20 protein-coding genes are annotated in these 25,054 nt (G+C 65.7%); 11 read left to right on the forward strand and 9 right to left on the reverse strand.

The features are described from left to right. Positions 1-27: 27 nt before the first annotated feature. From scpA to ACVWZM_RS04655, 4 genes are all read left to right on the forward strand, one after another. Positions 28-2,184, forward strand: coding sequence for a methylmalonyl-CoA mutase (gene scpA / locus ACVWZM_RS04640; RefSeq protein WP_141339555.1), 2,157 nt, complete (start codon positions 28-30; stop codon positions 2,182-2,184). Positions 2,185-2,257: 73 nt separating this feature from the next. Further along, positions 2,258-3,022: an RsiV family protein gene (locus ACVWZM_RS04645; protein WP_141339584.1), complete on the forward strand. Its 765-nt coding sequence runs from the start codon at positions 2,258-2,260 to the stop codon at positions 3,020-3,022. A gap of 319 nt (positions 3,023-3,341) precedes the next feature. Next, entirely contained in the window at positions 3,342-4,334 is a 993-nt protein-coding gene (meaB, locus tag ACVWZM_RS04650; RefSeq protein WP_076833131.1) for a methylmalonyl Co-A mutase-associated GTPase MeaB, read from the forward strand. Beyond that, positions 4,331-4,978, forward strand: coding sequence for a pyroglutamyl-peptidase I family protein (locus ACVWZM_RS04655; RefSeq protein WP_456835274.1), 648 nt, complete (start codon positions 4,331-4,333; stop codon positions 4,976-4,978). Before meaB ends, ACVWZM_RS04655 begins: the two co-directional genes overlap by 4 nt. 32 nt (positions 4,979-5,010) lie before the next feature. Here the strand turns inward: ACVWZM_RS04655 and ACVWZM_RS04660 are convergent, their stop codons facing one another. Next, a complete protein-coding gene (locus ACVWZM_RS04660) occupies positions 5,011-5,301 on the reverse strand; it encodes a hypothetical protein (protein WP_057015652.1) in 291 nt (96 codons plus the stop codon). Between the two features lie 529 nt (positions 5,302-5,830). Here ACVWZM_RS04660 and ACVWZM_RS04665 point away from each other — a divergent pair. Next, the gene (locus ACVWZM_RS04665) at positions 5,831-7,204 is read left to right on the forward strand and encodes a TIGR03808 family TAT-translocated repetitive protein (RefSeq protein ID WP_141339551.1); all 1,374 of its coding nucleotides are present in this window, start codon (positions 5,831-5,833) and stop codon (positions 7,202-7,204) included. A gap of 77 nt (positions 7,205-7,281) precedes the next feature. On the opposite strand, the gene ACVWZM_RS04670 is transcribed toward ACVWZM_RS04665, so the two are convergent. The 4 genes from ACVWZM_RS04670 to ACVWZM_RS04685 all read right to left on the reverse strand — a co-directional run bounded on the left by ACVWZM_RS04670 (position 7,282) and on the right by ACVWZM_RS04685 (position 11,335). After that, a complete protein-coding gene (locus ACVWZM_RS04670; protein ID WP_456835276.1) occupies positions 7,282-7,776 on the reverse strand; it encodes a TIGR03809 family protein in 495 nt (164 codons plus the stop codon). Positions 7,777-8,329: 553 nt separating this feature from the next. Further along, positions 8,330-10,012: a S8 family serine peptidase gene (locus tag ACVWZM_RS04675; protein ID WP_456852125.1), complete on the reverse strand. Its 1,683-nt coding sequence runs from the start codon at positions 10,010-10,012 to the stop codon at positions 8,330-8,332. Between the two features lie 37 nt (positions 10,013-10,049). Continuing rightward, positions 10,050-10,769, reverse strand: a complete 720-nt coding sequence (locus tag ACVWZM_RS04680) for a hypothetical protein (protein WP_050387103.1) — start codon at positions 10,767-10,769, stop codon at positions 10,050-10,052. Then, positions 10,766-11,335 carry a sigma-70 family RNA polymerase sigma factor gene (locus ACVWZM_RS04685; protein ID WP_016843228.1) on the reverse strand — a complete coding sequence of 190 codons (570 nt, stop codon included), beginning with the start codon at positions 11,333-11,335 and terminating at the stop codon, positions 10,766-10,768. The genes ACVWZM_RS04680 and ACVWZM_RS04685 overlap by 4 nt, the downstream gene beginning before the upstream one ends. A gap of 417 nt (positions 11,336-11,752) precedes the next feature. On the opposite strand from ACVWZM_RS04685, the gene ACVWZM_RS04690 reads away from it, so the two are divergent. Continuing rightward, positions 11,753-12,901 carry a GGDEF domain-containing protein gene (locus tag ACVWZM_RS04690; protein WP_057015657.1) on the forward strand — a complete coding sequence of 383 codons (1,149 nt, stop codon included), beginning with the start codon at positions 11,753-11,755 and terminating at the stop codon, positions 12,899-12,901. Between the two features lie 56 nt (positions 12,902-12,957). Further along, positions 12,958-14,064 (forward strand): DUF2336 domain-containing protein, encoded by a 1,107-nt coding sequence (locus tag ACVWZM_RS04695; protein ID WP_028331661.1) that lies wholly within the window; start codon positions 12,958-12,960, stop codon positions 14,062-14,064. On the opposite strand, the gene ACVWZM_RS04700 is transcribed toward ACVWZM_RS04695, so the two are convergent. Both ACVWZM_RS04700 and ACVWZM_RS04705 read right to left on the reverse strand, forming a co-directional pair. Then, complete coding sequence (locus ACVWZM_RS04700; protein ID WP_456835278.1) at positions 14,061-14,699, reverse strand: NrsF family protein; 639 nt, start codon at positions 14,697-14,699, stop codon at positions 14,061-14,063. The genes ACVWZM_RS04695 and ACVWZM_RS04700 overlap by 4 nt on opposite strands. Before the next feature lie 2 nt (positions 14,700-14,701). Continuing rightward, complete coding sequence (locus tag ACVWZM_RS04705; RefSeq protein WP_057015660.1) at positions 14,702-15,247, reverse strand: sigma-70 family RNA polymerase sigma factor; 546 nt, start codon at positions 15,245-15,247, stop codon at positions 14,702-14,704. A 49-nt stretch (positions 15,248-15,296) separates the two neighbouring features. On the opposite strand from ACVWZM_RS04705, the gene ACVWZM_RS04710 reads away from it, so the two are divergent. Next, positions 15,297-16,244, forward strand: a complete 948-nt coding sequence (locus tag ACVWZM_RS04710) for a hypothetical protein (protein ID WP_456852127.1) — start codon at positions 15,297-15,299, stop codon at positions 16,242-16,244. A 124-nt stretch (positions 16,245-16,368) separates the two neighbouring features. Continuing rightward, positions 16,369-17,148, forward strand: a complete 780-nt coding sequence (locus ACVWZM_RS04715) for an enoyl-CoA hydratase (RefSeq protein WP_016843234.1) — start codon at positions 16,369-16,371, stop codon at positions 17,146-17,148. A gap of 75 nt (positions 17,149-17,223) precedes the next feature. Here ACVWZM_RS04715 and ACVWZM_RS04720 read toward each other — a convergent pair whose 3' ends face one another. Next, the gene (locus ACVWZM_RS04720) at positions 17,224-19,095 is read right to left on the reverse strand and encodes an acetyl-CoA hydrolase/transferase C-terminal domain-containing protein (protein ID WP_456835280.1); all 1,872 of its coding nucleotides are present in this window, start codon (positions 19,093-19,095) and stop codon (positions 17,224-17,226) included. A 242-nt stretch (positions 19,096-19,337) separates the two neighbouring features. Here ACVWZM_RS04720 and ACVWZM_RS04725 point away from each other — a divergent pair, with 242 nt between their 5' ends. Both ACVWZM_RS04725 and ACVWZM_RS04730 read left to right on the forward strand, forming a co-directional pair. Continuing rightward, a complete protein-coding gene (locus ACVWZM_RS04725) occupies positions 19,338-20,756 on the forward strand; it encodes a TolC family outer membrane protein (RefSeq protein WP_143271176.1) in 1,419 nt (472 codons plus the stop codon). 138 nt (positions 20,757-20,894) lie between these two features. Then, complete coding sequence (locus tag ACVWZM_RS04730; RefSeq protein ID WP_456835281.1) at positions 20,895-21,863, forward strand: amidohydrolase family protein; 969 nt, start codon at positions 20,895-20,897, stop codon at positions 21,861-21,863. Between the two features lie 11 nt (positions 21,864-21,874). Here the strand turns inward: ACVWZM_RS04730 and ACVWZM_RS04735 are convergent, their stop codons facing one another. After that, positions 21,875-25,003, reverse strand: a complete 3,129-nt coding sequence (locus ACVWZM_RS04735; protein WP_456852129.1) for an efflux RND transporter permease subunit — start codon at positions 25,001-25,003, stop codon at positions 21,875-21,877. Between the last annotated feature and the right edge of the window lie 51 nt (positions 25,004-25,054).

Raw genomic sequence — 25,054 nt, forward strand, 5'->3', positions numbered from 1 at the left:
CAATCGCCAGTTTGAGGAAGCCCAGGGATGACCCGCATTCCCAATTTCGCCGATGTCGCCTTCCAGCCCGTGGCCAGTACGGCCCCGGCTGCGAGCGCCGAGCCGTGGCTGACGCCCGAGGGCATCCCGGTGAAATCCGTCTACGGCGAGGCCGATCTCGAAGGCATCGACTTCCTCGAGACCTGGCCGGGCATCGCGCCCTATCTGCGCGGCCCCTACCCGACCATGTATGTCAACCAGCCCTGGACCATCCGGCAATATGCCGGCTTCTCCACGGCAGAGGACTCCAACGCGTTCTATCGCCGTAACCTCGCGGCCGGACAGAAGGGCCTGTCGGTCGCCTTCGACCTCGCCACCCATCGCGGCTATGACTCGGATCATCCGCGCGTCTCCGGCGACGTCGGCATGGCCGGCGTTGCGATCGATTCCATCTACGACATGCGCACGCTGTTCGCCGGCATCCCGCTCGACCAGATGAGCGTGTCGATGACCATGAACGGCGCGGTGCTGCCGATCCTCGCGCTGTTCGTCGCGGCTGCCGAGGAACAGGGCGTGCCGCCGGAGAAACTGTCGGGCACCATTCAGAACGACATTCTGAAAGAGTTCATGGTGCGCAACACCTACATCTATCCACCTAGCCCCTCGATGCGGATCATCTCCGACATCTTCGCCTACACCTCGCAGCGGATGCCGAAATACAATTCCATTTCCATTTCCGGCTACCACATGCAGGAAGCCGGCGCGACGCAGGACCTCGAGCTCGCCTATACCTTGGCCGACGGCGTCGAATATCTGCGCGCCGGGCTTGCCGCGGGCCTCGACGTCGATCGTTTTGCCCCCCGCCTCTCTTTCTTCTGGGCGATCGGCATGAACTTCTTCATGGAAGTCGCCAAGATGCGCGCCGCGCGGCTGTTGTGGGCCAAGCTGCTCAAGCAGTTCAATCCGAAGGATCCGCGCTCGCTGTCGCTGCGCACCCATTGCCAGACCTCGGGCTGGTCGCTGACCGCGCAGGACGTCTTCAACAACGTGATGCGCACCACGATCGAGGCGATGGCGGCAACCCAAGGCCACACCCAGTCGCTGCACACCAACGCGCTCGACGAGGCCCTGGCGCTGCCGACCGACTTCTCGGCGCGCATCGCCCGCAACACCCAGCTGTTCCTGCAGCAGGAGAGCGGCACCAACCGCATCATCGATCCCTGGGGCGGCTCCTACTATGTCGAGCGGCTGACCCGCGATCTCGCGCAGAAGGCCTGGGGGCACATCCAGGAGGTCGAGGCGCTCGGCGGCATGGCCAAGGCGATCGAGGCCGGCGTGCCGAAGCTCAGGATCGAGGAAGCCTCCGCCAAGACCCAGGCGCGGATCGATGCCGGCCGCCAGGCGGTGATCGGCGTCAACAAGTTCAAGCCCGAGAACGAGAAGCCGATCGACGTCTTGAAGGTGGAGAACTCCACCGTGCGTCGGCTGCAGATCGACAAGCTGGCGCGGCTCAAGAAGGAGCGCAACCAGAAGGACGTCGATGCGGCGCTCGCCGCGCTTACCCGCTCGGCGGGCGAAGGCAACGGCAATTTGCTGGCGCTGGCGATCGACGCCGCTCGCGCCAAAGCCACCGTCGGCGAAATTTCGGACGCCATGGAAAAGGTGTTCGGCCGCCACCGCGCCGAGATCAAGTCCATCACCGGCGTCTACAAGCGAGAGGCAGCGGCGATGTCCAACAAGGTCGAAAAAGTGCAGGCCCTGATCGATGCGTTCGAGGAGGCCGAAGGCCGCCGTCCGCGCATCCTGGTGGCGAAAATCGGCCAGGACGGCCATGACCGCGGCCAGAAGGTGATCGCATCGGCGTTCGCCGATGTCGGCTTCGACGTCGATATCGGACCGCTGTTCGCAACCGCCGATGAAGCCGCCCGTCAGGCGGTCGAGAACGACGTCCACATTCTCGGCGTCTCCTCGCTCGCCGCGGCACATCTCACCGCGGTGCCCGAACTGAAGGCCGCGCTGAAGAAACACGGCCGCGACGACATCATGATCATCATCGGCGGCGTGGTGCCGCCGCAGGATTACGACGCGCTGTATGCCGCCGGCGCCGAGGCGATCTTCCCGCCCGGCACGGTGATCTCGGATGCCGCCGAGGAGCTGATCCACAAGCTCAACGCCCGGCTCGGCCATAGCGCTGCAGCGGAGTAACGCTGCCGCGCTTGCCCCCTGCCACCTGGAGTTTTTCATGCGCGCCGATCGCTTGATGACGCCTGCCCGCATCATGGCTTTTACCGGCCTGCTGGCCTGCCTCTGCCTGCCCGCCATCGCCGCCGATCCGAAGCCCGACGCGTCGATCAAGAATGCGAGCATCGAGGCGAGCGTCTATCTCGACGACAGGATCAAGGCAGATAGCGCGCTGGCGGCCGATTGCCTCGCCGAAGGCAAGACGTGGATCGACAAGAATGCCGCCGAGGCTGCGGCCGACCGCAAGCAGGAGCCTGACCTCTTCAAGGATCGTGGTGGCTACTCGTTCGAACGCAAATACTCGGAGCGCTCCGTCGTCGACGGCCGCTATGTGAGCGTGCTGCGCGATGACTACATGGACACCCACGGCGCGCATCCGAACTCCGACGTCAACACCATCCTGTGGGACACCACCGCGAAGAAGCGCATCAGCATCCGCCCGTTCTTCACCGAGACCGCAGACAACGGCCCAACCCTGACGGCGATGCGCAAGGCGGTCATCGCCGCGCTCAACGCCGAGAAGAAGCGGCGCGATGCCGGCGAGACCGCAACCGCCGAGTGGTACAAGGAGATGAAGCCGACCCTGCTCAAGATCGGCGCCGTGACGCTGGCGCCGTCGACCGAAGCGGGCAAGAGCTCCGGCCTCACCTTCCACTACCCGCCCTATGCCGTCGGCCCCTACGCCGAGGGCCAATACGTGATCTTCGTGCCGTGGGAGACGCTGAAACCCTATCTGACACCGGAAGGCGCAAAGATCTTCGCCGGCGCACGGCCGAAGGGCGATGCGGACGAGCAGCAATAGTTCGTAGCCCGCATGAGCTGAAGCGATATGCGGGGCCGGTTTCCCCTGACATCGCGGAGCCTGTCATCGGGCGCGCGTTCGCGCGACCCGTTGGCTCACCCGGGCTACGGGTGTCTGCACGATTTCTGGATAATGGAAGAATGCCGCTGAGTTGCCCGACGTGTCAAGTAGCCTTGTCGCACGTGCCTTGTCGCACGCCGGCTGCCAGCCGCCGGCTCCTTTGCATGGGGTTGTTTTCGACATTTTGGCAGTGCGCCCCTGCGACGTGCCGATCCGCGTTCCCCTCGCCTGCCATGGCCAGCCGTTGTAAACCAACACCATGACCTCACCGAAGCCTGCCGCTCCCGACATCCGCGCCCTCGCCAAGGACCTCCGTGCCGGCCACCGTGCCGCGCTGGCGCGGGCGATCACGCTGGTCGAGAGCCGGCGCAGCGACCACCAGGCGGCGGCGCGCGAGCTGGTGCAGGCGCTATTGCCCGACACCGGCAAGGCGGTGCGGGTCGGCATCACCGGCTCGCCCGGCGTCGGCAAATCGACCACCATCGATGCGCTCGGCATGTTCCTGATCGAGCGCGGCCACAAGGTCGCGGTGCTGGCGGTCGATCCCTCCTCGGCGCGCACCGGCGGCTCGATCCTCGGCGATAAGACCCGGATGGCGCGGCTCGCCGTCTCCGACCAGGCCTTTATCCGTCCCTCGCCCTCCTCGGGTACGCTCGGCGGTGTCGCGGCGAAGACCCGCGAGGCGATGCTGCTGTGCGAGGCGGCCGGCTTCGACGTCGTGCTGGTCGAGACCGTCGGCATCGGCCAGTCCGAGACCGCGGTCTGCGATATGACCGATTTCTTCTTGGCCTTGATGCTGCCCGGTGCCGGCGACGAGCTGCAGGGCATAAAAAAGGGCCTTGTCGAGCTCGCCGACATGATCGCGATCAACAAGGCCGACGGCGACAACCTCAAGCGCGCCAACCTCGCCGCCGCCGACTATCGCAGCGCGCTGCACATCCTGGCGCCGCGCTCCGAGCACTGGCATCCGCCGGTGGAGACCTATTCCGCGCTGACCGGCGCCGGGCTCGACCGGCTCTGGCAGAAGATCCTCGACCACCGTACCGCGATGAACGCCTCGGGCGAGTTCGCCGGCCGCCGCCGGGAACAGCAGGTGAAGTGGATGTGGTCGATGCTGGAGAGCCGGATGATGGCGCGGCTGCGCTCGGATGCCGCGATCCGCGCCAAAGTGAAGAAGATGGAGGCCGAGGTCGCCGGCGGCCGCATCTCGCCCGCGGTCGCCGCCGAACAGATCGCGGAGATGCTGCATTGAGCGGCAGACTGCGCATCCTCGTCACCGGCTTCGGGCCGTTTCCGGGTGCGCCGTTCAACCCGACCATGCCGTTGGTGAAGCGGCTGACCGCCCTGCGCCGCCCGGCCTTCGACGACGTCGCGCTGTCGAGCCACATCTTCGACGTCACCTACGCCGCCGTCGATCGCGAATTGCCCGAGCTGATCGTACGACATCGGCCGCAGGCGCTCTTGATGTTCGGCCTCGCCGGCCGCACCGACTATCTGCGGATCGAAAGCCGTGCCCGCAACGCGGTGACCACGCGCTTCCCCGACGCCGGCCGCCAGCATGCACGCAAGGGATTGATTGAGGGCGGCGCCGATGCGCGCATGTTCGGGCCTCATACTGAAAAATTACTGCGCGCCGCGCTGGCGACCGGGATCGACGCGCGAGCCTCGCGCGACGCCGGCAGCTATCTCTGCAACTATCTGAGCTGGCGCGCGATCGAGGCCGTCAACGGCGACAATGACTTGCGCCTCGCGCAATTCGTCCACGTCCCGCCGCTCGCCCATGACGGCACGGCTGCACCCGGCAAATCATCGATCACGCTGGAAGCGCTCGTCGATGCCGGCGAGGCCATGCTGATGGAGCTGGTGAAACTGACCCGGCAGGCCTCGCGCGCGTGAGCGCACGGATCGGGCGGTGTAAGTACACGTCCCTAGTTGGCATCCTCCAACTCACGCGTACGCAAGCTGCGCATCATTTCAATGAACTCAGGCTCCGCAGGATCGATCTTGCGGAATCTGTAAGGCTCGAACCCAATCATCGGAGGAGGTAGCGCGACGCCCGCTAGCCCGACGGTCAGACTCCCCGTCCAGGTCGTCCCGATGAAATTGACACGGTAGATGCGCCCCTTGTGCAGCAGATGATGGATGGGCACTACCGGCCCAATGGCTCCTTTCTTCGGGCCATTGTCGATGCAGACAACCAGGTCTCCTACGTCAAACACCGGTCTCTCCTCTCAAGCCAGCGGGCGAGCAATACTCCAGACGCGTCAACCGTAGACCCCGGCAAATACTAAAATTGGATCGAATGACGAGGTCTGCAACGGGTTGAATTCAGTGTCGTCCCGGCGAACGCCGGGACCCATAACCACGAAAGATCATCGTCGCTGCGATGATGAGTCGCGTTCACAACACAAGCCGCGGCGTATGGGTCCCGGTCTTCGCCGGGGCGGCCTGGGAAGGAGTCGTGGGCCCGCATTCTCCCCGGTGTCAGGCCCGCGAAGGCGGGGCATCCAGTACGCCGCGGCCTCTCGATTCAAGCACCGGCGGCTCTGGAATTCTGGATTACCCGCATGCGCGGGTGACGACACCGAGGAACGACTGTTTGACAACGTGAATCGGTTGCACCCGCGATTAACCCTACCGCCAACAATCGCCGCGCTGCCTCGGCGTGTTCACCATGCCGCGCCGCCTTTCGCGCTACCACTCGACCCGCGAACGTCACCGCTCGCGAATGTTGCGAGGGCCTTGCCCATGGACGTCAACCGCCGCCATCTGATCGGAGTAACCGCCGCCGGCGCAGCCGGCGCGCTTGCGATGTCGCCGGACGCCGCGCGTGCCGCCGCGCCATCGACCGGCTCGCTCGGCCGCGACGTCACGCAATATGGCGTGCACCCCGGCAGCCCGGACGACCAGACCCGCAATCTGCAGCGCGCGATCGACGACGCCGCGCGGGCGCAGGTGCCGCTGGCGTTCCCGCCCGGCGTCTACCGCACCGGCCTGTTGCGGCTTGCGCCCGGCAGCCAGCTAATCGGCGTGCGCGGCGCCAGCCGGCTGGTGTTCAACGGCGGCGCCTCGCTGCTGGAGGGCGAAGGCGCCGGCGGCGTCGTCCTGATGGGCCTCACCTTCGACGGCGGCAACGTCCCGCTGCCGAACCGGCGCGGCCTCGTGCACTGCCTATCGGGCCGCGACATCCGCATCACCGATTGCCGGTTCACCGGCAGCGGCGGCAACGGCATCTGGTTCGAGCAGATGTCGGGCGACGTCAGCAACAACGTCTTCACCGAGATCGCGACCACGGCGCTGGTGTCGTTCGACGCGCTGGGCCTGATGGTGTCGCGCAACACCATTAAGGGCACCAACGACAACGGCATCGAGATCCTGCGCACCGCGATCGGCGACGACGGCTCGATCGTCGCAGACAACCGCATCGAGGACATCAAGGCCGGCCCCGGCGGCTCCGGGCAGTACGGCAACGCCATCAACGCCTTCCGCGCCGGCAACGTGATCGTGCGCGGCAACCGCATCAAGAACTGCGACTTCTCGGCGGTGCGCGGCAATTCGGCCTCCAACATCCACATCACCGACAACAGCGTCAGCAATGTCCGCGAGGTCGCGCTCTATTCGGAGTTCTCGTTCGAGGCCGCGGTGATCGCCAACAACACCGTCGACGGCGCGGCGATCGGCGTCTCCGTGTGCAATTTCAACGAGGGCGGCCGCATTGCGGTGGTCCAGGGCAACATCATCCGCAACCTGCTGCCGAAGCGCCCTGCAGGCACCGACCCGAACGACGGCGCCGGCATCGGCATCTATGTCGAGGCCGACAGCACCGTGACCGGCAATGTGATCGAGAACGCGCCGACCTTCGGCATCGCCGCCGGCTGGGGCAAGTACCTGCGCGATGTCGCAATATCAGGCAACGTGGTCCGCAACGCCTTCGTCGGCATCGGCGTCTCGGTAGTGCCGGGCGCCGGCACCGCGCTGATCAACAACAACATGATCTCGGAAACCCCGCGCGGCGCGGTGGTCGGGCTCGACCATGCCCGCCCGATCACGCCGGATCTGTCGGCAGGCGGCGCCCAGCAATATGCGCAGCTCGTGGTCGGCGCGAACGCGGTGCGGCGCTAGATCCGGGAAAGGGCGAAGCGGTTTTTCCTCGCGACAAGCACGGAGATCACGCTCAAAAAATAAGCGAGAGCGGTCGCCTACAGCGCGTTGCGCAGCAGCGGATAGCGCCGCTGGATGGTGTCGAGATCGAGCACCGGCGGCGGCGCAGCCGGAGCGGGCATTTCCAGCGGCGGCGCGTCGGCGACCGTGGGCGGCTGCTCCAGCACCTCGGCCGCCGTTTCCAGCGCGGCCGCGACCGCTTTCATCGCCGCCTCGGCCAGGACCGCAGCCTCCGGCCGGCGCGCGGGCGGCGGCGAGATGTGGGGCGGCGGCAGTTTCGACCTGCCGCGGCCGAGCCAGGACAGATCGATCGGCGAATTGTCGAGCGAGGCTTCGCGGGTCAGCAATTCGCGCCAGATGTCGACCGCGGCGCGGGCTTCCCTGATGTTCTCGAGAAAGGCCTGCTCGCTGTGATAGCGCCGCCAGCGCCCGGTATCGAACAGTTCGGTAAGGTGCTCCAGCCTTTGCTCGGCGAGGTTGCACCAGCGTGCAACGATCTCCTGGCCTCTGGCCACGTCGGTCCGATGTGTCATTCAAATTGCCCGCAGGAAAAGAAACGGACGCAGACGCAACCGAACGAACCGAACCGAATCAACTGGACGCGACGCCGATATTCTGTGGAAAAGGTAAATAAAGTCTAACTAAATTCTTAGTCGCGAACGGGCGATCGAAGAAGTCCGCTCTACTACGGAGTTTCTCGCTCGAACTGCCTCAAGTCATCGACTTGCCGTGGTGGCGATGCGCACCGCTCCTGGGGCGGAATGATCCACAGCAAACCGTCGCAGCCGTCGCGCGTTTGCCCATCCCGTTGCGATCGGTCGGCGCCATCGCGCCGCGCACCGTCGAGTCCGTCACACAAGGGACCCCCAAAATGAAAGACCCGTCCGGGGGGACAACCGGACGGGTCAAAGCCATATGGGCGCTTGGGGTGGATGGGCGCTCGCGCCTGATATAGCCGGGGAGGGATAAACCGCTCCCACACACATAAGTCGTGAGAGGAAGGCGGACGTTCAAATCGCCGGCGATTTTTTTAACCTTCTCGCGCCGCGGTTCCATCGCACCGTTGCCGGCGTTCGGCGTCGAAAATCACTGCGCAGCACGGCGATTTGCAGCGGAATCCTCCGATGCGATCGACGGCGCGGGTTCATTCGACGTGCGGCTCACGGAAGTGTTATTGCCGTCGGCCTGCTGTGCAGGCTGCGACGGTTTGTCCGCGGCAGAGGCACCGGGAGCACTGGTGGCCGCCATCACCGCGGCAAGCGCATCCGCCTCCCCTGCACCGAACAGATCGTCACGTCCAGGTGTCCCGAGATCGCGCGCCGTGCTGGCCAGGACCCGTCGCACCTCGGCGGGCTTCAATGCCGGATTGCGTTCCAGCACCAAGGCCGCGATGCCGCTGACGAACGCGGCCGAAAACGAGGTGCCCGACATCAGCTGGTATTTGCCATCGGGCACCGGCGCGAGGAGGTCGGCGCCCGGGGCCGCCAGCGCGATATGGCTGCCGCGGTTCGAGGCCGCCATCAGCCGGTCGCCGGCATCGGTGCCACTCACCGCGATCACATCGGGATGGGCGGCCGGATACAGCGGCGGCGATGTCGGACCGGCATTGCCGGCCGCGGCGACCAGCACGACGTCCCGTGCCGCGGCGGCTGCCACGGCGCGTCCGACAAGTGCGTCCTGCGGTCCGGCGAAGCTCATGTTCACGATCTGCGCGCCATGCGCCACCGCGTAGTCGAGGCTCCTGAGGATCACATAGGAAGTGCTCCCGGCGCCGCCCGCGACCGCACCGAAGGCGCGGATCGCCAGGATCCGCACTTCCGGCGCGCTCCCCGTGAGCCTGACACGCGCCGCAATCGCGCCGGCAATGGCGGTGCCGTGGGCGTTTGGAGCATCCTTGCTGCCGAGCGCATCGAACGTATCGGCGACCGTGTTCGCCAATTCCGGATGGGCGGCGTCGACGCCGGAGTCGATCACGGCAATGGTGACATTCATCCCGCGCGCCAGCTTGTGAGCCGCGGGCAGATGCAGCTGTGTCTGGGCATATTGCGCCGGATCGCTGCCGCCCGACGCCTTCTGGTCCTGCAGCGCGTAACGGTAGTTGGGCTGTACGGAGCGGACGCCGGCATCGCTTGCGAGCTCGCGGCTCGCCGTTTCGGCCGAACGATTGCCCAGGATGCGGAACAGGCCGATCGTCGCACCCAGCAGCGCGACATTCTGCGAGGCGATCCGCCTCAACCCATGACGGCGTGCGAGTGCATCTGCTTCCGCCTCCGTCAATGCACCGTCGATTTCGGCCACGAGCTCATTTGGCACGGTTCGCACGCTCGACGCATCCTGTGCACGCAAACTGCCGCCACCGCCGGCCCTGCCCTTCCGCGTTGCGCCCTTGCCGCCGTTGCCGGCGACCGGCCGGTCGGAACATTGGCCTCGATCGCCGTCATCGCAATTAGCGGAGAGACGGGGCGCGGGGCGCACAGGGGGCGGCACGCGCGGTCGCGGCCCATCGTCGGTCCACGACGAGGCCGGGCCACGGTCCACCGATAGCGGCGGCATGCGGCCAACTGAGCCGCCGAACCCGCCGGCGGGATTGCCACCAAGCCTTCCGATACCGGGATTGGCCCGCATCCCGGACGAGACCTGTGGCGCGCCACCGGTCGGCGATCGCATGAAATTCTGGGCGGAGGCGGAGCCGGCAACACAAACCAGCAACAATGCTGCGGCTGCGGCGATCGCGTGGTTCGTCGATCTGGTCCGGCCGTTGGCGGCCATGGTGACCTCAACTCGGCGCAGAACCGTCAGCCGCCGATTACGGCGTTTCGACCGCGAGGCTGACGATCTTCTCCTTCTGCAAACGCGCAATCAGCGCAGCGACGCTGCTCTTGTCCATTGCGCGGAACTGCAGCCGGAACATCCCGCCCTTCCCGTCGAGGATCGAGGCCTGGTAATTGTCGAGCAGCGACGTGATGTCGGCGACCCTGGCATCGGGTGTGAAGCGCACCAGCAGCCGGGTCGGCGTCGCCGCCACGCTGGCGCCGAGGTCGCGCGTGATCGGCGCACTGGGCGCGACCGGCGCACTGCGCTCGGCGACATCGAGCGACGCCGTCTGGAACAAGGCCGGCTGGCTGCGCATCAGCACCGCGCCGATCACACCCGCCTGCAACAACACCACGACCGCACCGAGGCCGGACGACCACGCCAGCGTCCGCGGCGACAATTTCGAAAAGAACTCCGAGACAGAGGCCGACATGCGCGCGCCCATCGACGGCTTGTGCTCCGGCTCGGCATCGATCGCGGCGAACAGCTTCTGCATCGCGCGCGCCGAGGGCGCACCGAGGCTCTCGTTGAGGCCGATGGTCTCGGCATATTCCTCGCGAATGACGGCATATTGCCGAGCGAGCTCCGGATCGCTCGCAAGCGCGTCCTCGACGCGGCGCGTGTCACGCGCGTTCAGCGTGCCGGCCGCGTGCCAGGGCAGCAGCATCTCGATATCGTCAGGCTCTTGCACCTTTGTTCTCGCAGCCATCATGGCCAACCTCGCTCGACACCGGCTGCCTTCAGCAACTCGGCAAGTTTCTTGCGCGCATAGAACAGGCGCGTCTTCACGGTATTCTCCGGAATCCCCACGATCTCAGCGACGTCTTCCACGGATTTCTCGTGATAGTAGACAAGATCGACAATTTCCCGATGTTCCGCCGATAGTCCCGTCAGGCACCTACGCAGCGTGTCACCGGTGTCCTTCTTCTGCACCACCGTTTCCGGATCGTCGGACGTGTCCTCGATCGCGTTCGCGGCCTCATCGTCCAGCTCGGCGTCCTTCCTTCGCCGCAGCGAAGACAACGCCTTGAACCGGGTAATCGCCAGAAGCCAGGTCGAAACGGCGGATCGTCCCTCAAACTTGCCCGCCTGACGCCACACGTCCAGGAAGACCTCGCTGATGAGATCTTCCGCCACCTGTTCGTCCCGCACGAGCCGAAGCCCGAAGCGGTACACCCTGACATGGTGCCGCCCGTACAGCACCTGCATGGCAAGCCGGTCGCCTTGAGCGATCCGAGCGATCAGAACGTCGTCTGAAGCCGCCTGTGTCGCGCTCAATGCCCGTCTCGCAAAGTTGGTCTGAAGGGGGCGGTGCGTGGTTCGACGCGAGAGCCAAGATTCTTCACATTACGGCAATGTCCGCACTGCATGTGTGATCTATGCCACAGTCGGCGCTTCCAATGAGAAAAAATCAGCCGAGACTCGATAAAGGGTATCATAATAGTGGAAACTCTCGCGGGCAGGCACCATCCGGCGCGACCATACCAAGGCTTTATCGGCACGCCAGCACCGTCACGAAGTCCGCCACAGCGCAGGCTTGCCGCACATCGCTCCCGTCTCGCCTCTGCGAACGGATTCCCCTTACGAAACAAGGGCGATGACCGGGCTACACCGGGGTAGATTCGGTTCCAAAAGATACCAAACCTAAAGGCTTTCCCACGTAGATTTTCGCCGGACTTCACCAATGGCGAGACCATGGGCAGCGCTGCGTCGTCACTTCCCAGTCCGATCGCGGGCGCATCGGAAAGCGGCCGTCCCAGGCTGACGGCCGAGCGCCTGGCGCGCCGGGCCAAGCAGCGCCGCCAGATCCAGTCGATGATCGCGGCCTGCTTCGTGCTCGACGCCGTCGTGCTGCTGATCTACGCGCATGGCGGCACCACGTCGGCTTGGGTGGCGGCCGCCTACGCGCTGACCGGTCTGTCTTTGGTCGCCGTCTATGTGGTGCTCTCCGAGCGCGGCTTTCACGAGCGCTTCCGCGACCACTATCTGGTCGCGCCGCAATCGGCGATCAACATGGTGAACCTGCTGGTGTTCACCTACATCGCGCCGGAAGTCGGCGTGCTGTTTCTCTGCAACCTGTTCGTGGTGTTCGGCTTCGGCGCGCTGCGCACCTCGGCGCGGCAGACTGCGATCGTCTGGACCGTCATGGTGCTGGGCCTCGCCGCTCTGTTCCTCGGCACCGACAAGGCGATCGGGATGCCGACCGCGACCCGGATCGATCGCCTCGCCACCATGCTGGTGTTCGCGCTGACGATCGGGCGCTGCATGTGCCTCGGCATCTTCTCCAGTTCGATGCAGCAATCGCTGTACCAGAGCGGGCTGAAGCTGAAGGAAGCCTACCGGCGCATCGAGGAGCTCGCGGAGCTCGATGAACTGACCGGCGCCTCCAATCGCCGCAGCATCATGCGCACGCTCGAAGAGGAGATCGCGCGCTGCGCGCGCAACGGCAGCTCCTGCGCGGTCGCGCTGATCGACCTCGACCATTTCAAGCGCATCAACGACGTCTACGGCCATCCGATCGGCGACGAGGCGCTGCGCACCTTCGCCATCGGCATGTTCGCCAACCTCCGCAGCGTCGATCGCTTCGGCCGTTACGGCGGCGAGGAATTTTTGCTTGTGCTGCCCGACCTGTCGCAGGATCAGGCGATGCGCGCGCTCGAGCGGCTGCGCGCGATCATCGCCGATCTCGACTGGAGCGCATTCTCGCCCGGCATGCGGGTGACGATCTCCGCGGGCGTCACGACGCTCAAGCCGCGCGAAAACTCCGATACGTTGCTCGCCCGCGCCGATGGCGCGCTTTACGCAGCCAAGGCCAGGGGACGCAACCGCATCGCCAGCGCCTGAAATCCTTTTCCTCTTCGGCGCCGGAGAAGCCGTCGCCACCGCTCCAGGACAGAGTCATGAGTTTGAAGCCCGAGACCGCTCCCGAAAGTCTGCTCGATGAGCTGCAGACGACGCTCGCACACGGCACCGTCGCACGCCGTGTCGAGACGCTGCGCCGCGTGACCGACCTCTTCATCAACGGCTCGGTGAACTATTCCAACGAGCAGATCGTGCTGTTCGATGATGTTTTCCAATGCCTGCTCGAGCACATCGAAAACTCGGCCAAGGCGCTGCTCGCCGACCGCCTCGCCCCGATCGATACCGCACCGCCGCAGACCATCCGCACCCTTGCCTTCGACGACCTGATCGAGGTCGCGGGCCCCGTGCTGACGCTGTCGCCGCGGCTCGACGACGACACCCTGATCGAAACGGCGCGCAGCAAGAGCCAGGCGCATCTGCTCGCGATCTCGAACCGCAAGACGCTGAGCGGCGCCGTCACCGACGTGCTGGTGCTGCGCGGCAATGACGAGGTGATCCAGAGCGCGGTCAACAATCCCGGCGCGGAATTCACCGAGCGCGGCTTCACCCGCCTGGTCAGCCGCGCCGAGGGCGACGACAATCTGTCGACCTGCGTCGGGCTGCGCCCGAACATCCCGCGGCATCTCTATCTCAAGCTGGTCGCCAAGGCATCGGACGCGGTCAGGCAGCGGCTCGAGGCTGCCAATCCGCAGCAGGCCAAGGAGATTCCGATCGCGGTGAAGGAAGCGACGCGACGCGCGCGCTCGGCGCCGGCCGCCGTGACGCCGGACACCACGATCGCGCATGCGCTGGTCAAGTCGCTCTACCAAGACGGCCGGCTCGACGAATTCCAGCTCGCGGCCTTCGCCGAGGCCGGCAAGTTCGACGAGACCAATGCCTCGCTCGCCGCGCTCGCCAACGTCTCGGTCAGCGTCGCCGAGAACATGATGATCGAAACCCGCGCCGAGGGCGTCATGATCCTGGCCAAGGTCTCGGGCCTGTCATGGTCGACGGTGCGGGCGATCATCAACCTGCGCGACGACATCTCGGGCGGCGAGCCGACCGATCTGCAGGCCTGCAAGGACACCTATGAGCGGCTGCGGCCGTCGACCGCGCAGCAGGTGCTGCGCTTCCATCGCATGCAGCAGTCCGCGCCAGCGGCCTAGTAGCGTAGCGCCCGGTTTCCCATCAGTGCGCCGACGCTCGCGACGATCGCGGTCGCCAGCGTGTACCAGGTGGCGACGAACAGCGGCGAGTCATCCGTGCAGTGCGACGCGTAGACGGTTGCCGCCAGCCCTGCCGAGAGCAGGCCGGCTATCGCACCGGCGACCGCCGGCCGCGCCGGCGCGCCCTGCCGCAGCCCGTACAACGCGCCGACCAGCAGCGGCAGCGACATCGCGGGGATCGCGGTCATGCAGGCCATCGAATTCTTGCCGATCAGCCGCGTCATCATCGGCGTCCGCTGTGGCATCATCATCTCGCCGCTGATGGCGGCGACGAGGATGGCGGCGGGAATCAGCAGCCACCAGCCGAAGCCGCGCAGCGAAGCCTCCGGGCGCGACAGATGCAGGCTGACCGCGATCGCCGAGGCGGCAAGCGCCAGCGTCACGGCGAATTTCAGGTCGAAGAACGGATTGTGCATCGCGATCATCACGTCGGGCCGCACGCCGAGTTCGGCGAAGAAGATCAGAAGCGAGACCGGCGCCGCCGCCAGTAGTGCCAGCATCAGCGCAAGACCGATCGGACGCGAGCGATAGGCATTGTCGGCGGCAAGGGTTCGAATGAGTTGATCGGTGTCCATGCTCATCGATCCCGTAATTTCGCAGTGAGGCTCGCAAGCCCGCGATGCAGCGCGACCCGCACCGCGCCCTCGGTCATCGAGAATTTCGCCGCGGTGTCCTTGATCGAGGTGCTGTCGACCGCGATCGATTGCAGCACCTCGCGCTGCCGCGCAGGCAAAGCCTGCAACTGGGCGCTCACCTCGCCCGGCGAGGCCGTCGGTTCCGGCGTTTCCCCGGGCAGCGTCTCGGCGAAATCATCGATGTTGACGAAGATCCGCTTGCCGCGGCGGCGCAGCGCGTCGATCAGCTTGTTGCGCGCGATCGCGAACAGCCACGGCGCGAACGCCGCGCTGGTGTCCCAGGTCTGTCGCTTCAAATGTACCGCCAACAAGATGTCCTGCACGATGTCCTCGGACTGATCGACCGGTTGTCCCGCGCGCGCCAGGCCGCGGCGCGCCGCAGCACGGAGTACCGGCGTGATGGCCTTGAGCAGGCGATGGTACGCCGCATCATCGCCTGAAATGGCCGACCGCATCAGGCCGGTCCATTCATCCTCACGTTCGCGCACGCAGGCTCCTGAATTGCAATTCGGCCGATCTTTCAGTTCGTTACGCGGCATGCCAGACGATCACGAATTCGTGATCTCTATCCTCCTGCAAGACCGCGCCGAGGATCGGCCTCAAAGAATCGCTCCGGCGGGTTTCCAGACGTCACGGCTCATAACACCGATCGGTCCGACAAGCATCGGTGCTGCTGCCGTCGATGGGCCACTGGGAAGAAATTGCCCAGCTTTTGCCCCCGGATGCCCGAAGATTCCCTTTTTCTGCCCCGGTGTGGACACGCAGCGGGGTCTCTTTTCGCCCTTGGGCGGGCGACATGGGGAGATCATCAAAATGAAGATCAAAGCCAGCGGGCGCTTGGCATTGATGGTTGCGACAGGACTGACAGGGCTTCTTGTGTGTCTCGCGGCTCCGTTGCCGGCGCATGCGGCCGGATCGGACGCATCGGCATCGAAATCCGACAGCGCAACGACCGACAAGTCTGCCGAGCAGAGTTCGCGGCATGGCCGGCGCTCGGCACGCCACCGGTCCTCCAGGACCGCCGACAAATCCGACAGCAAGAAGGCCACCAATAACGACGCCGGCAGGGTCACCTCGGCAGGCATTCCCGCCACCGTCGCCAACGCCAATGCGGAGCTGACCTCCGGCGACGACAATGCAGCGGCGACGCCGGTGAAAGCCAATGTGTTGATTGCCGCGGCCGACAAGCCCGCAGACCAGTCCGACGGTAATGTGGTCGCATCCGACCAGCTCAACGAGGTCGACCGCGCCCTGCAGCAGGAGCAGCCGGCGGAACAGCCGCAGCCGGCCCAGCCGCAGACCGCTCAACAGGAGGCATCGCCGGCGCCGCCGCCGACGGTTGCCGTGGCTGCACCCAAGCCGGCCCCGGTTCTGGCGAGCAGCGACAGCGCGAGCTGGGACCAGACCTCGCTGATCGGGAAGATCTTCATCGGGTTCGGCGCTTTGCTCACGGTGGCCTCCGCCGCGCGCATGTTCATGGCCTAGCGGAGGCACCTGCGGTGCGGCGCGGGGGGCGCCGCACCGCAGCCCAAAGCCTCGTTTCAGCCACTTGAAGCGCATCCCGTCAGCGGGCACATTGCCCGGCAAATCAGGCACGGGGTTTGCGTCCATGGCTACGTTCGAATTCATCATTGTCGAAAGCAAGGGACCGGTCGGCGTCATCACGCTGAACCGGCCGAAAATGCTGAATGCACTCTCGTTCGGCGTGTTCCGCGAGATCGCCGCGGCGGTCGACGATCTCGAGGCCGACGACAAGATCGGCTGTATCCTGATCACCGGCAGCGAGAAGGCCTTCGCGGCCGGCGCCGACATCAAGGAGATGCAGCCGAAAGGCTTCATCGACATGTTCAACAGCGATTTCACCGCCATCGGCGGCGACCGCGTCGCCCGTTGCCGCAAGCCGACCATTGCCGCGGTCGCGGGTTATGCGCTCGGCGGCGGCTGCGAGCTCGCGATGATGTGCGACATCATCATCGCCGCCGACACCGCCAAGTTCGGCCAGCCGGAAATCACCCTCGGCACCATTCCCGGCATCGGCGGCACGCAGCGCCTGACCCGTGCGATCGGTAAGTCGAAGGCGATGGACCTCTGCCTGACCGGGCGGATGATGGATGCGGCGGAAGCCGAGCGCTCGGGCCTCGTGTCGCGGATCGTGCCGGCCGACAAGCTGCTCGAGGAGGCGCTCGCGGCAGCCGAGAAGATCGCCTCGATGTCGCGCCCGGCGGTCGCGATGGCCAAGGAAGCCGTCAACCGCGCGTTCGAGACGCCGCTCGCAGAGGGCATGAATGTCGAGCGCAATCTGTTCCACTCGACCTTCGCGCTCGAGGATCGCTCCGAGGGCATGGCGGCGTTCATCGAGAAGCGCAAGCCGGTCAACAAGAACCGCTAAAGCATGATCCGGAAAAGTGCGAAGCGGTTTTCCGGACAAGATCATGCTCAGACAACAGGCTAAGGCGCGATGATCTCATCGCGCTTTAGCCATTCGGCTCCGTTGCAATGCCGCGGTGACGAGCGCGCGATAGGCGCGCTCGGCGAAATGCGTCGGCTTGTCGAGACCGAGCCGCGCCAGGCATTCGCGGTCGGCGGCATCGGGCGGATGTCGCATGCCCTGCCACAGCAGGCCGGCGAGTTGCAGCGGCGTGTGCTGCGCCTGCTGCAAGATCTGCAAGGCCGGAATCAACCGCTGCTCGACATCGGTGAAGTCGCTGCCGAACGGGAATGACGGCAGCAGCCCGGCATCGCGCGCGGGCCTCAGCGCATCGCCGATGCGCTCGGGATAATTTTCGCGATGCGCCGCAGGAATCTCGTAGCTGCGTTGCAGCTTGCCGGCATCCTTTGCCCGCCGCATCAATTCGCCCTGGAAGCGGGAGTCCGAGACCTGCAGCATCGCGGCGATCACGTCGGCATCGGATTTCCCCCTGACGTCGGCAACGCCATATTCCGTGACAAAGACATCGCGCAGATGCCGCGGGATGGTCTCATGTCCATAGGACCAGCGGATGTTCGACTGCGCTTGCTTGCCGGACTGACGGGTCGCCTCCAGCGCCAGCACAGAACGTGCGCCCTCGAGCGCGAATGCTTGCGCCACAAAATTGTACTGGCCGCCGACCCCGCTCACGACCTGGCCGTTCTCGAGACCGTCCGAGATCGCAGCGCCGAGCAGCGTCGCCATCATCGCATTGTTGACGAAGCGCGCATCGACCCGGGCGCGACGCTTGCCGTCCTCGTCGCCGAAGATCTCGTTGGTGAAGGAAACCGGCATCATCTGGATTCGCGCCAGCTGCTCCGGTGCCATCTCGCGCAGCGCCCGGTAGAATGATGGCGGGCCCAGGAAGAATGCGCCGTGCAGGATCACGCCGCCGACCTCGCGCTTGAGGATGCCGGCGTCGATCAACCCGAGGAACGCCTCGAACAGCATCTCGCTGACGCCGTAGAGACCCTTTTCGAACGACCCGGTCTCGGCCGCGGCGAGTTGCCCGGTACCGGGCGCAAGGCGCTGCATGATGCCGTGGAATTGGGCGTTGTCGCGATGGCGGACCACGAGCCCCTGCGCCAGCGCGTCGCCGACCTGCCCGATGCCGATCTGCAACGTGCCGCCGTCGCGGACCAGACCGGCGGTGTGCAAGCCGATCGCATATTTGGTGTCGCTGATCGGCTCGGACGGCGGCGCGAACAGCGGGAAATCGGTCTCGGGACTGTCGAGCACCGCGGCGAATTCATCCGCCGGCAGGTCGCCGGCGCCGGGCATGAAGGGCAGCTCGGAATTGACCTGGCCGATCAGCTTGAACGACGCCCGCCCCCGCGCACGGGCGCGCAGCACGTCGAGCGTGGTGTCGGTGTTGCAGCTCAGGCTGTAGCGCGGCACGCCGTCGACCATGCGCTTGGCAACGAGCTGAGGCACGACATTCAGTCCGCGCGACAACAAATATGACGCCGCATGGGTGTAGTTGGCGGAAATGTAGTGCTGTTGCGCGAATGGCTGGTGCAGCCACTGCCCCGCGAGGAAGAAGAACTCGATCACCTTGATGTTGGGCGGAAGTGCGCCGTGATGCAGCGCATCCGCGTAGGCGAGATCTGGATAGCCGCCGAACAGGCGATCGATCACCGGTCCGATGAAGCGCCGTTCGAGCAGGCTCTTCGGCTTCGGCTTTTCCAGCGTCAGCGCGGAGAACAGCGTCAGGTTGATGGAGCGGTCGGCCACTGCTCGCGCATACAGCGCGTTGACGATGTGGTTGGCCTTGCCGAGGCCGAGCGGCAGCCCGACCACCAGTTCGGTTCCGACGTCACGAATGATGTGCTCCGCGATCGCCTCGGGGTCGGAGAAGAATATCGGCATCAGCAATGGACCCGGACGAGACGGTGGATAACCGGCATCGTTGAATCGACGGCCGGCGGTTCAAACTTATACTTCATATGACCGATACGTGCGCCTGTGACGAACCGGCAACAGACAAGAACTGAAATGATGTGCAGATGTCGCGCGGCGGTTTGTCTGTGGCGGCACCGCCCCGTAAACAGGTAGATGTGTCGGCGGCGTCGGCGGGGGCGCACTGCCGGAGTTTTGGTTTGCGGGATCACATGGTTGAGCGTGCCGCGAGGGTCGGCGACGTAGCGAGGCGCGTGCTTTTGTCGGGCATCGGCCTTGGCGCGCTGGCATGTGCGCTGCTGACGGAGACCGCGGCACGCGCCGAGAGCCTGCCGGACGCCCTGGTCAAGGCGTATCAGACCAATCCGCAACTCAACGCCGAGCGGGCGCGCCAGCGTGCGACCGACGAGAACGTGCCGCAGGCGCTGGCCGGCTACCGTCCCCAGATCATCGCCGGCCTGTCGGTTGGTCTGCAAGCGGTGCGCGACCAGCTGCCCGGCAATGTGATCCAGACCGCAACGCTGAAGCCGTGGCAGATCGGCGTCACGGTGACGCAGACCCTGTTCAACGGCTTCAAGACCGCCAACAGCGTCCGCGTCGCCGAGTTGCAGGTGCAGTCCGGCCGCGAGGCGTTGCGCAATGTCGGCCAGGGTGTGCTGCTCGACGCGGTCACCGCCTACACCAACGTCCTGGCCAACCAGACCCTGGTCGAGGCGCAGCGCGCCAACGTCGCCTTCCTGAAGGAGACCCGGGCAATCACCGAACGGCGCCTTAATGCCGGCGACGTGACGCCGACCGATACCGCCCAGGCCGAGGCGCGGCTCAACCGCGGCCTTGCCGATCTCAACGCCGCCGAGGTCAATTACGCGATCAGCCAGGCCACCTATGCGCAGGTGGTCGGCAACGCACCATCCCAGTTGCGCCCGGCCGAGACCATCGACCGGCTGTTGCCGCGCAGCCGCGAGGATGCGATCGCGCTCTCGCTCCGCGAGCATCCCGCCGTCACCGCGGCAGGCTTCGACGTCGACGTCGCCTCGACCTCGATTCGCGTCGCCGAGAGCAGCCTGATGCCGAATGTCTCCGTGCAGGGCAGCGTCAGCCGCAGCCGCGACACCGACACCACGCTCGGCAGCTTCGGCACCGATCAAGCCTCGGTGATCGGTCAGGTGACGCAGCCGATCTATGACGGCGGCACCGCCGCATCGCAGACCCGGCAGACCAAGGAGGTCGCGGCGCAGAGCCGGCTGGTGCTGGATCAGGTCCGCAATCAGGCCAAGACCGCCGTGGTCAGCGCGTGGGTCGCCAATGAGGGCGCCAAGATCGCGGTGTCGGCTTCCGAGTCCGAGATGAAGGCCGCGGAGGTTGCGCTGGCTGGCGTGCAGAAAGAAGCCGCGGGCGGCCAGCGCACCACGGTCGACGTGCTCAACGCGCAGCAGGATCTGATCACCGCGCGAGCACGGCTGATCGGTGCGCAGCGCGACCGCGTGATCGCCTCCTACACGCTGCTCAGCGCGACCGGGCGCCTCGACGTCAAGACGCTGAACCTGAAGACGCCGGACTATCTGCCCGAGGTGCACTACCATCAGGTGCGCGACGCCTGGCACGGCCTGCGCACGCCGTCGGGACAATAGGCATCGTGGAACCGTTCGCACCGCGAACGGGCCCTTCCCGCCCGCTCTCTCCGCCGATAACCTCCGCCCCCGCCGGCAACCCATAATGCCGGCGCGCGTATGACGCGCATAACAGCCGAGCACGCAGGGAGACGTCCAATGCTGACGCGACGCGATATGATGCTGGCTTCCATCGCAGCCGGAGTGACCATGACCAGCAGCAACGCATTTTCCAAGGCAGCGCAGCCATCGACCGCGGTGAATTTCGACATGCCCGCCGGGGCGTGCGACTGCCACACCCATATCCATGGCGACCCCGAGAAATTCCCGTTCTTCGCCGGCCGCGTCTACACCCCGGAACCGGCCTCGCCGGAGGAGATGAGCGCGCTGCACAAGGCGCTCCATGTCGAGCGCGTGGTGATCGTGACGCCGAGCGTCTATGGCCCCGACAATTCGTCGACCCTGTTCGGCATCACGGCCCGCGGGCCGACCGCGCGCGGCGTCGCCGTGATCGACGACAAGACCAGCGAGAGCGATCTCGATGCCATGAACAAGGCCGGCTTCCGCGGCATCCGCCTCAACCTCGCGACCGGCGGCGTCAACGATCCCAATGTCGGCCGGCAGCGCTTCTCGGCCGCGATCGAGCGGATGAAGGCGCGCGGCTGGCATGTGCAGCTGTTCACCAGCCTCGCCATGATCTCCGCGATCAAGGACCTCGTCGCTACAGCGCCGGTGCCGGTCGTGTTCGACCATTTCGGCGGCGCCGAGGCCGCCCTCGGCACGGACCAGCCGGGATTTGCCGACCTGCTCGCGCTGGTCAAATCCGGCAAGGCCTATGTCAAGATTTCCGGCGCCTACCGCGCCTCCAAGCTCGCGCCCGATTATGCCGACGCCACGCCGCTGGCGCAGGCGCTGATCGCGGCCAATGCCGAGCGTATCGTCTGGGGCACCGACTGGCCGCACCCGGATTCGGTGACGCCGCAAGGCAAGAAGGTCACCGACGTGACGCCGCTGTTTCAGATCGACGACGGCCGCCTCCTCAACCAGCTTCCGGTCTGGGCGCCGGACGCCGCGGTCCGCAAGGCGATCCTGGTCGACAACCCGGCACGGCTCTACGGCTTCACCTGATTCCTTCTGAGCTAGCGCTCGCGCGGCCGGCGCGAGAAATAGAAGATCAAGACCGGCAGCGTGATCAGGATCACCAGCGGCGCCAGCATCATGCCGGTGACAACGACGATGGCGAGCGGCTTCTGCACCTGCGAGCCGATGCCTTCCGAAATCGCCGCCGGCAACAGGCCGACGCCCGCCACCACGCAGGTCATCAGCACCGGACGCAGCTGCAGCTCGCCGGTGCGGATCACCGCGCGCATCCGGTCGTAGCCCTCGTCGATCAGCTGGTTGAACTGCGACAGGATGATGATGCCGTCCATCACCGCGATGCCGAACAGCGCGATGAAGCCGATCGCCGCCGAGACGCTGAACGGAATCCCCGAGATCAGAAGCCCGAGCACACCGCCGAAGATCGCCATCGGGATCACGCTCATCGCGAGCATGGTGTCGATCATCGAGCCGAAATTGAAGAACAGCAGCACCGCGATCAGCGCGAGGCTGATCGGCACCACGATCGACAGCCGCCTGATCGCATCCTGCAGATTGCCGAACTCGCCGACCCACTCGACGCGCGATCCCGGCGGCAGCTGCACCTGCTCGTCGATCTTCTGCTGCGCCTCCCGGATCGCGCTGCCGAGGTCACGCTCGCGGACCGAGAACTTGATCGGCAAATAGCGCTCCTGCTGCTCGCGGTAGATATAGGCAGCGCCGGAGATCAGGTTGATCGAGGCCACTTCGGAGAGCGGGATCTGCGTGATGCCGCCGTTGGCGTTCGCCACCCCGATCCGCAAGTTCTGGATCGCCTCCGCGCTCTTGCGATATTCCGGCGCAAGGCGGACGATAATCGGAAAGTGCCGGTCGCTGCCGGGCTCATAGAGGTCGCCGGCGCTGTCGCCGCCGACCGCAACCCGGATCGTGGCGTTGATGTCGCCCGGCGACAGGCCATAGCGCGCGGCGCGCGCGCGATCGACGTCGATCTGGATGGTCGGCTGGCCGAGCGAGGTGAACACCGCAAGATCGGTGACGCCCTGCACCGTCGACAGCACCGACTTGATCTTGTTGGCGGTGTCGGTCAGCGCCTGCAGATCATTGCCGTAGAGCTTGATCGAGTTCTCGCCCTTCACGCCGGACACCGCTTCCGACACGTTGTCCTGCAGATACTGCGAGAAATTGAATTCGACGCCCGGGAATTTCTCCTGCAACTGCGCCAGCAATTGCGCGGTCAGCACGTCCTTGTCGTGAGTATTTGGCCATTCGCTGGCCGGCTTCAGCGGCGCGAAGAATTCGGCGTTGAACAGGCCGGCCGCATCGGTGCCGTCGTCGGGACGGCCGTGCTGCGACACCACCGATACCACCTCGGGACGGCTGCGGATCAGCTTCCGCATCTCGTTGACATAGGCATTGCCCTCCTGCAGCGAGATCGTCGGCGGCAGCGTGGCGCGGATCCACAGATTGCCCTCTTCCAGCTTGGGCAGGAATTCGAGGCCGAGGAAGCGCGCGAAGATGATGGTCATGACCACGAGGCCGGCCGCGCCGGCCATCACCAGCTTGCGGTTGGCGATCGCCCAGTTCAGCACCGGCAGGTAGATCGCATCGAGCTTCTTGACGATCCAGGTCTCGGTCTCGTGGATATGCGCCGGCAGGATGATCGCGCTGAACGCCGGAGTGACCGTGAACGTCGCCAGCAGCCCGCCGGCCAGCGCGTAAGCATAGGTGCGCGCCATCGGGCCGAAGATGTTGCCCTCGACGCCGGACAGCGTGAACAGCGGCAGGAACGCCGCGATGATGATCGCCGCGGCAAAGAAGATCGAGCGCGACACGTCGGCGGCCGCCGACAGGATCGCGTGGCTCTTCATCCCCATCACCGTGTCCTCGGAGATGTGGCTTCGCTCGTCTTCCGACAGCGCGGTGGTCTGCGACAGCCGGCGGAAGATCGCTTCCACCATGATCACGGTGGCATCGACGATCAAGCCGAAATCGATCGCGCCGACCGACAGCAGATTGGCGGATTCGCCGCGCAGCACCAGGATGATCACGGCGAAGAACAGCGCGAACGGGATCGTCGCGCCGACGATCAGCGCGCTGCGGAGGTCGCCGAGGAATATCCACTGCAACAGCACGATCAGGAGGATGCCGACCACCATGTTGTGCAGCACGGTGTGGGTGGTGAGCTCGATCAGGTCCTTGCGGTCGTAGATCCGCTCGATCTTCACGCCGGGCGGCAGGATCGAGGAATGGTTGATGTCGTGGACCAGCTGCTCGACGCGGGTAATCGTCGGCGAGCTCTGCTCGCCGCGGCGCATCAGGACGATGCCCTGCACGATGTCGTCGTCATTGTCGAGGCCGGCGATGCCGAGCCGCGGCTTCTCGCCGATCGTGACATGGGCGATGTCGCGCACCAGCACCGGATTGCCGCCGGACTGCGAGACCATGGTGTTGGCGAGGTCGTCGATCGAGCGGATCAGGCCGACGCCGCGCACCACGGCCGATTGCGAGCCGATGTTCACGGTGTTGCCACCGACATTGATGTTTGCGTTGGACACCGCCTGCAGCACCTGCGGCAGCGTCAGTCCGTTGGCGACCAGCTTGTTGAAGTCGACCTGGATCTCGTAGGTCTTGGTCTTGCCGCCCCAGCCGGTGACGTCGATCACGCCGGGCACCGCGCGGAAGCGGCGCTGCAGCACCCAGTCCTGCAGCGTCTTGAGGTCGAGCACGCTGTAGTTAGGCGGTCCCTTCAGGCGGTAGCGGAAGATTTCGCCGATCGGGCTGAGCGGCGAGATGCCGGGCAGCACGTTGCCCGGCAGCGGCGCGAGCTGCGACAGGCGGTTGAGCACCTGTTGCAGCGCCTCGTCATAGGTGTAGTCGAAGGAGAACTGCAGCTTGACGTCGGAAAGGCCGTATAGCGAGATGGTACGGATGGTCTTGAGGTTCTTGATGCCGGCGACCTGGGTCTCGATCGGGATCGTGATGTAGCGTTCGATCTCCTCGGCCGAGAGGCCCGGGCTCTGCGTCACGATATCGACCATCGGCGGGGTCGGATCGGGATAGGCCTCGATGTTGAGCTGCTTGAACGCGAGCAGGCCGCCGATCAAGACGGCCACGAACATGGCCACCATCAAGTAGCGGCGATTGACGGCAAGGGCGACGAGGCGATCCATTCAGATCGGCGCTTTCAACTGGAAGGGAATTTTCTTGTTGAGCGTGATCTC

This window comes from Bradyrhizobium sp. USDA 4501 (genome assembly GCF_054062115.1).

Coding starts and splice junctions, on each gene's coding strand:
- scpA (WP_141339555.1), top strand. CDS start 28: ATGACCCGCATTCCCAATTTCGCCGATGTCGCCTTCCAGCCCGTGGCC.
- ACVWZM_RS04645 (WP_141339584.1), top strand. CDS start 2,258: ATGGCTTTTACCGGCCTGCTGGCCTGCCTCTGCCTGCCCGCCATCGCC.
- meaB (WP_076833131.1), top strand. CDS start 3,342: ATGACCTCACCGAAGCCTGCCGCTCCCGACATCCGCGCCCTCGCCAAG.
- ACVWZM_RS04665 (WP_141339551.1), top strand. CDS start 5,831: ATGGACGTCAACCGCCGCCATCTGATCGGAGTAACCGCCGCCGGCGCA.
- ACVWZM_RS04670 (WP_456835276.1), bottom strand. CDS start 7,776: ATGACACATCGGACCGACGTGGCCAGAGGCCAGGAGATCGTTGCACGC.
- ACVWZM_RS04675 (WP_456852125.1), bottom strand. CDS start 10,012: ATGGCCGCCAACGGCCGGACCAGATCGACGAACCACGCGATCGCCGCA.
- ACVWZM_RS04680 (WP_050387103.1), bottom strand. CDS start 10,769: ATGATGGCTGCGAGAACAAAGGTGCAAGAGCCTGACGATATCGAGATG.
- ACVWZM_RS04690 (WP_057015657.1), top strand. CDS start 11,753: ATGGGCAGCGCTGCGTCGTCACTTCCCAGTCCGATCGCGGGCGCATCG.
- ACVWZM_RS04695 (WP_028331661.1), top strand. CDS start 12,958: ATGAGTTTGAAGCCCGAGACCGCTCCCGAAAGTCTGCTCGATGAGCTG.
- ACVWZM_RS04700 (WP_456835278.1), bottom strand. CDS start 14,699: ATGGACACCGATCAACTCATTCGAACCCTTGCCGCCGACAATGCCTAT.
- ACVWZM_RS04710 (WP_456852127.1), top strand. CDS start 15,297: ATGCCAGACGATCACGAATTCGTGATCTCTATCCTCCTGCAAGACCGC.
- ACVWZM_RS04715 (WP_016843234.1), top strand. CDS start 16,369: ATGGCTACGTTCGAATTCATCATTGTCGAAAGCAAGGGACCGGTCGGC.
- ACVWZM_RS04720 (WP_456835280.1), bottom strand. CDS start 19,095: ATGCCGATATTCTTCTCCGACCCCGAGGCGATCGCGGAGCACATCATT.
- ACVWZM_RS04725 (WP_143271176.1), top strand. CDS start 19,338: ATGGTTGAGCGTGCCGCGAGGGTCGGCGACGTAGCGAGGCGCGTGCTT.
- ACVWZM_RS04730 (WP_456835281.1), top strand. CDS start 20,895: ATGCTGACGCGACGCGATATGATGCTGGCTTCCATCGCAGCCGGAGTG.
- ACVWZM_RS04735 (WP_456852129.1), bottom strand. CDS start 25,003: ATGGATCGCCTCGTCGCCCTTGCCGTCAATCGCCGCTACTTGATGGTG.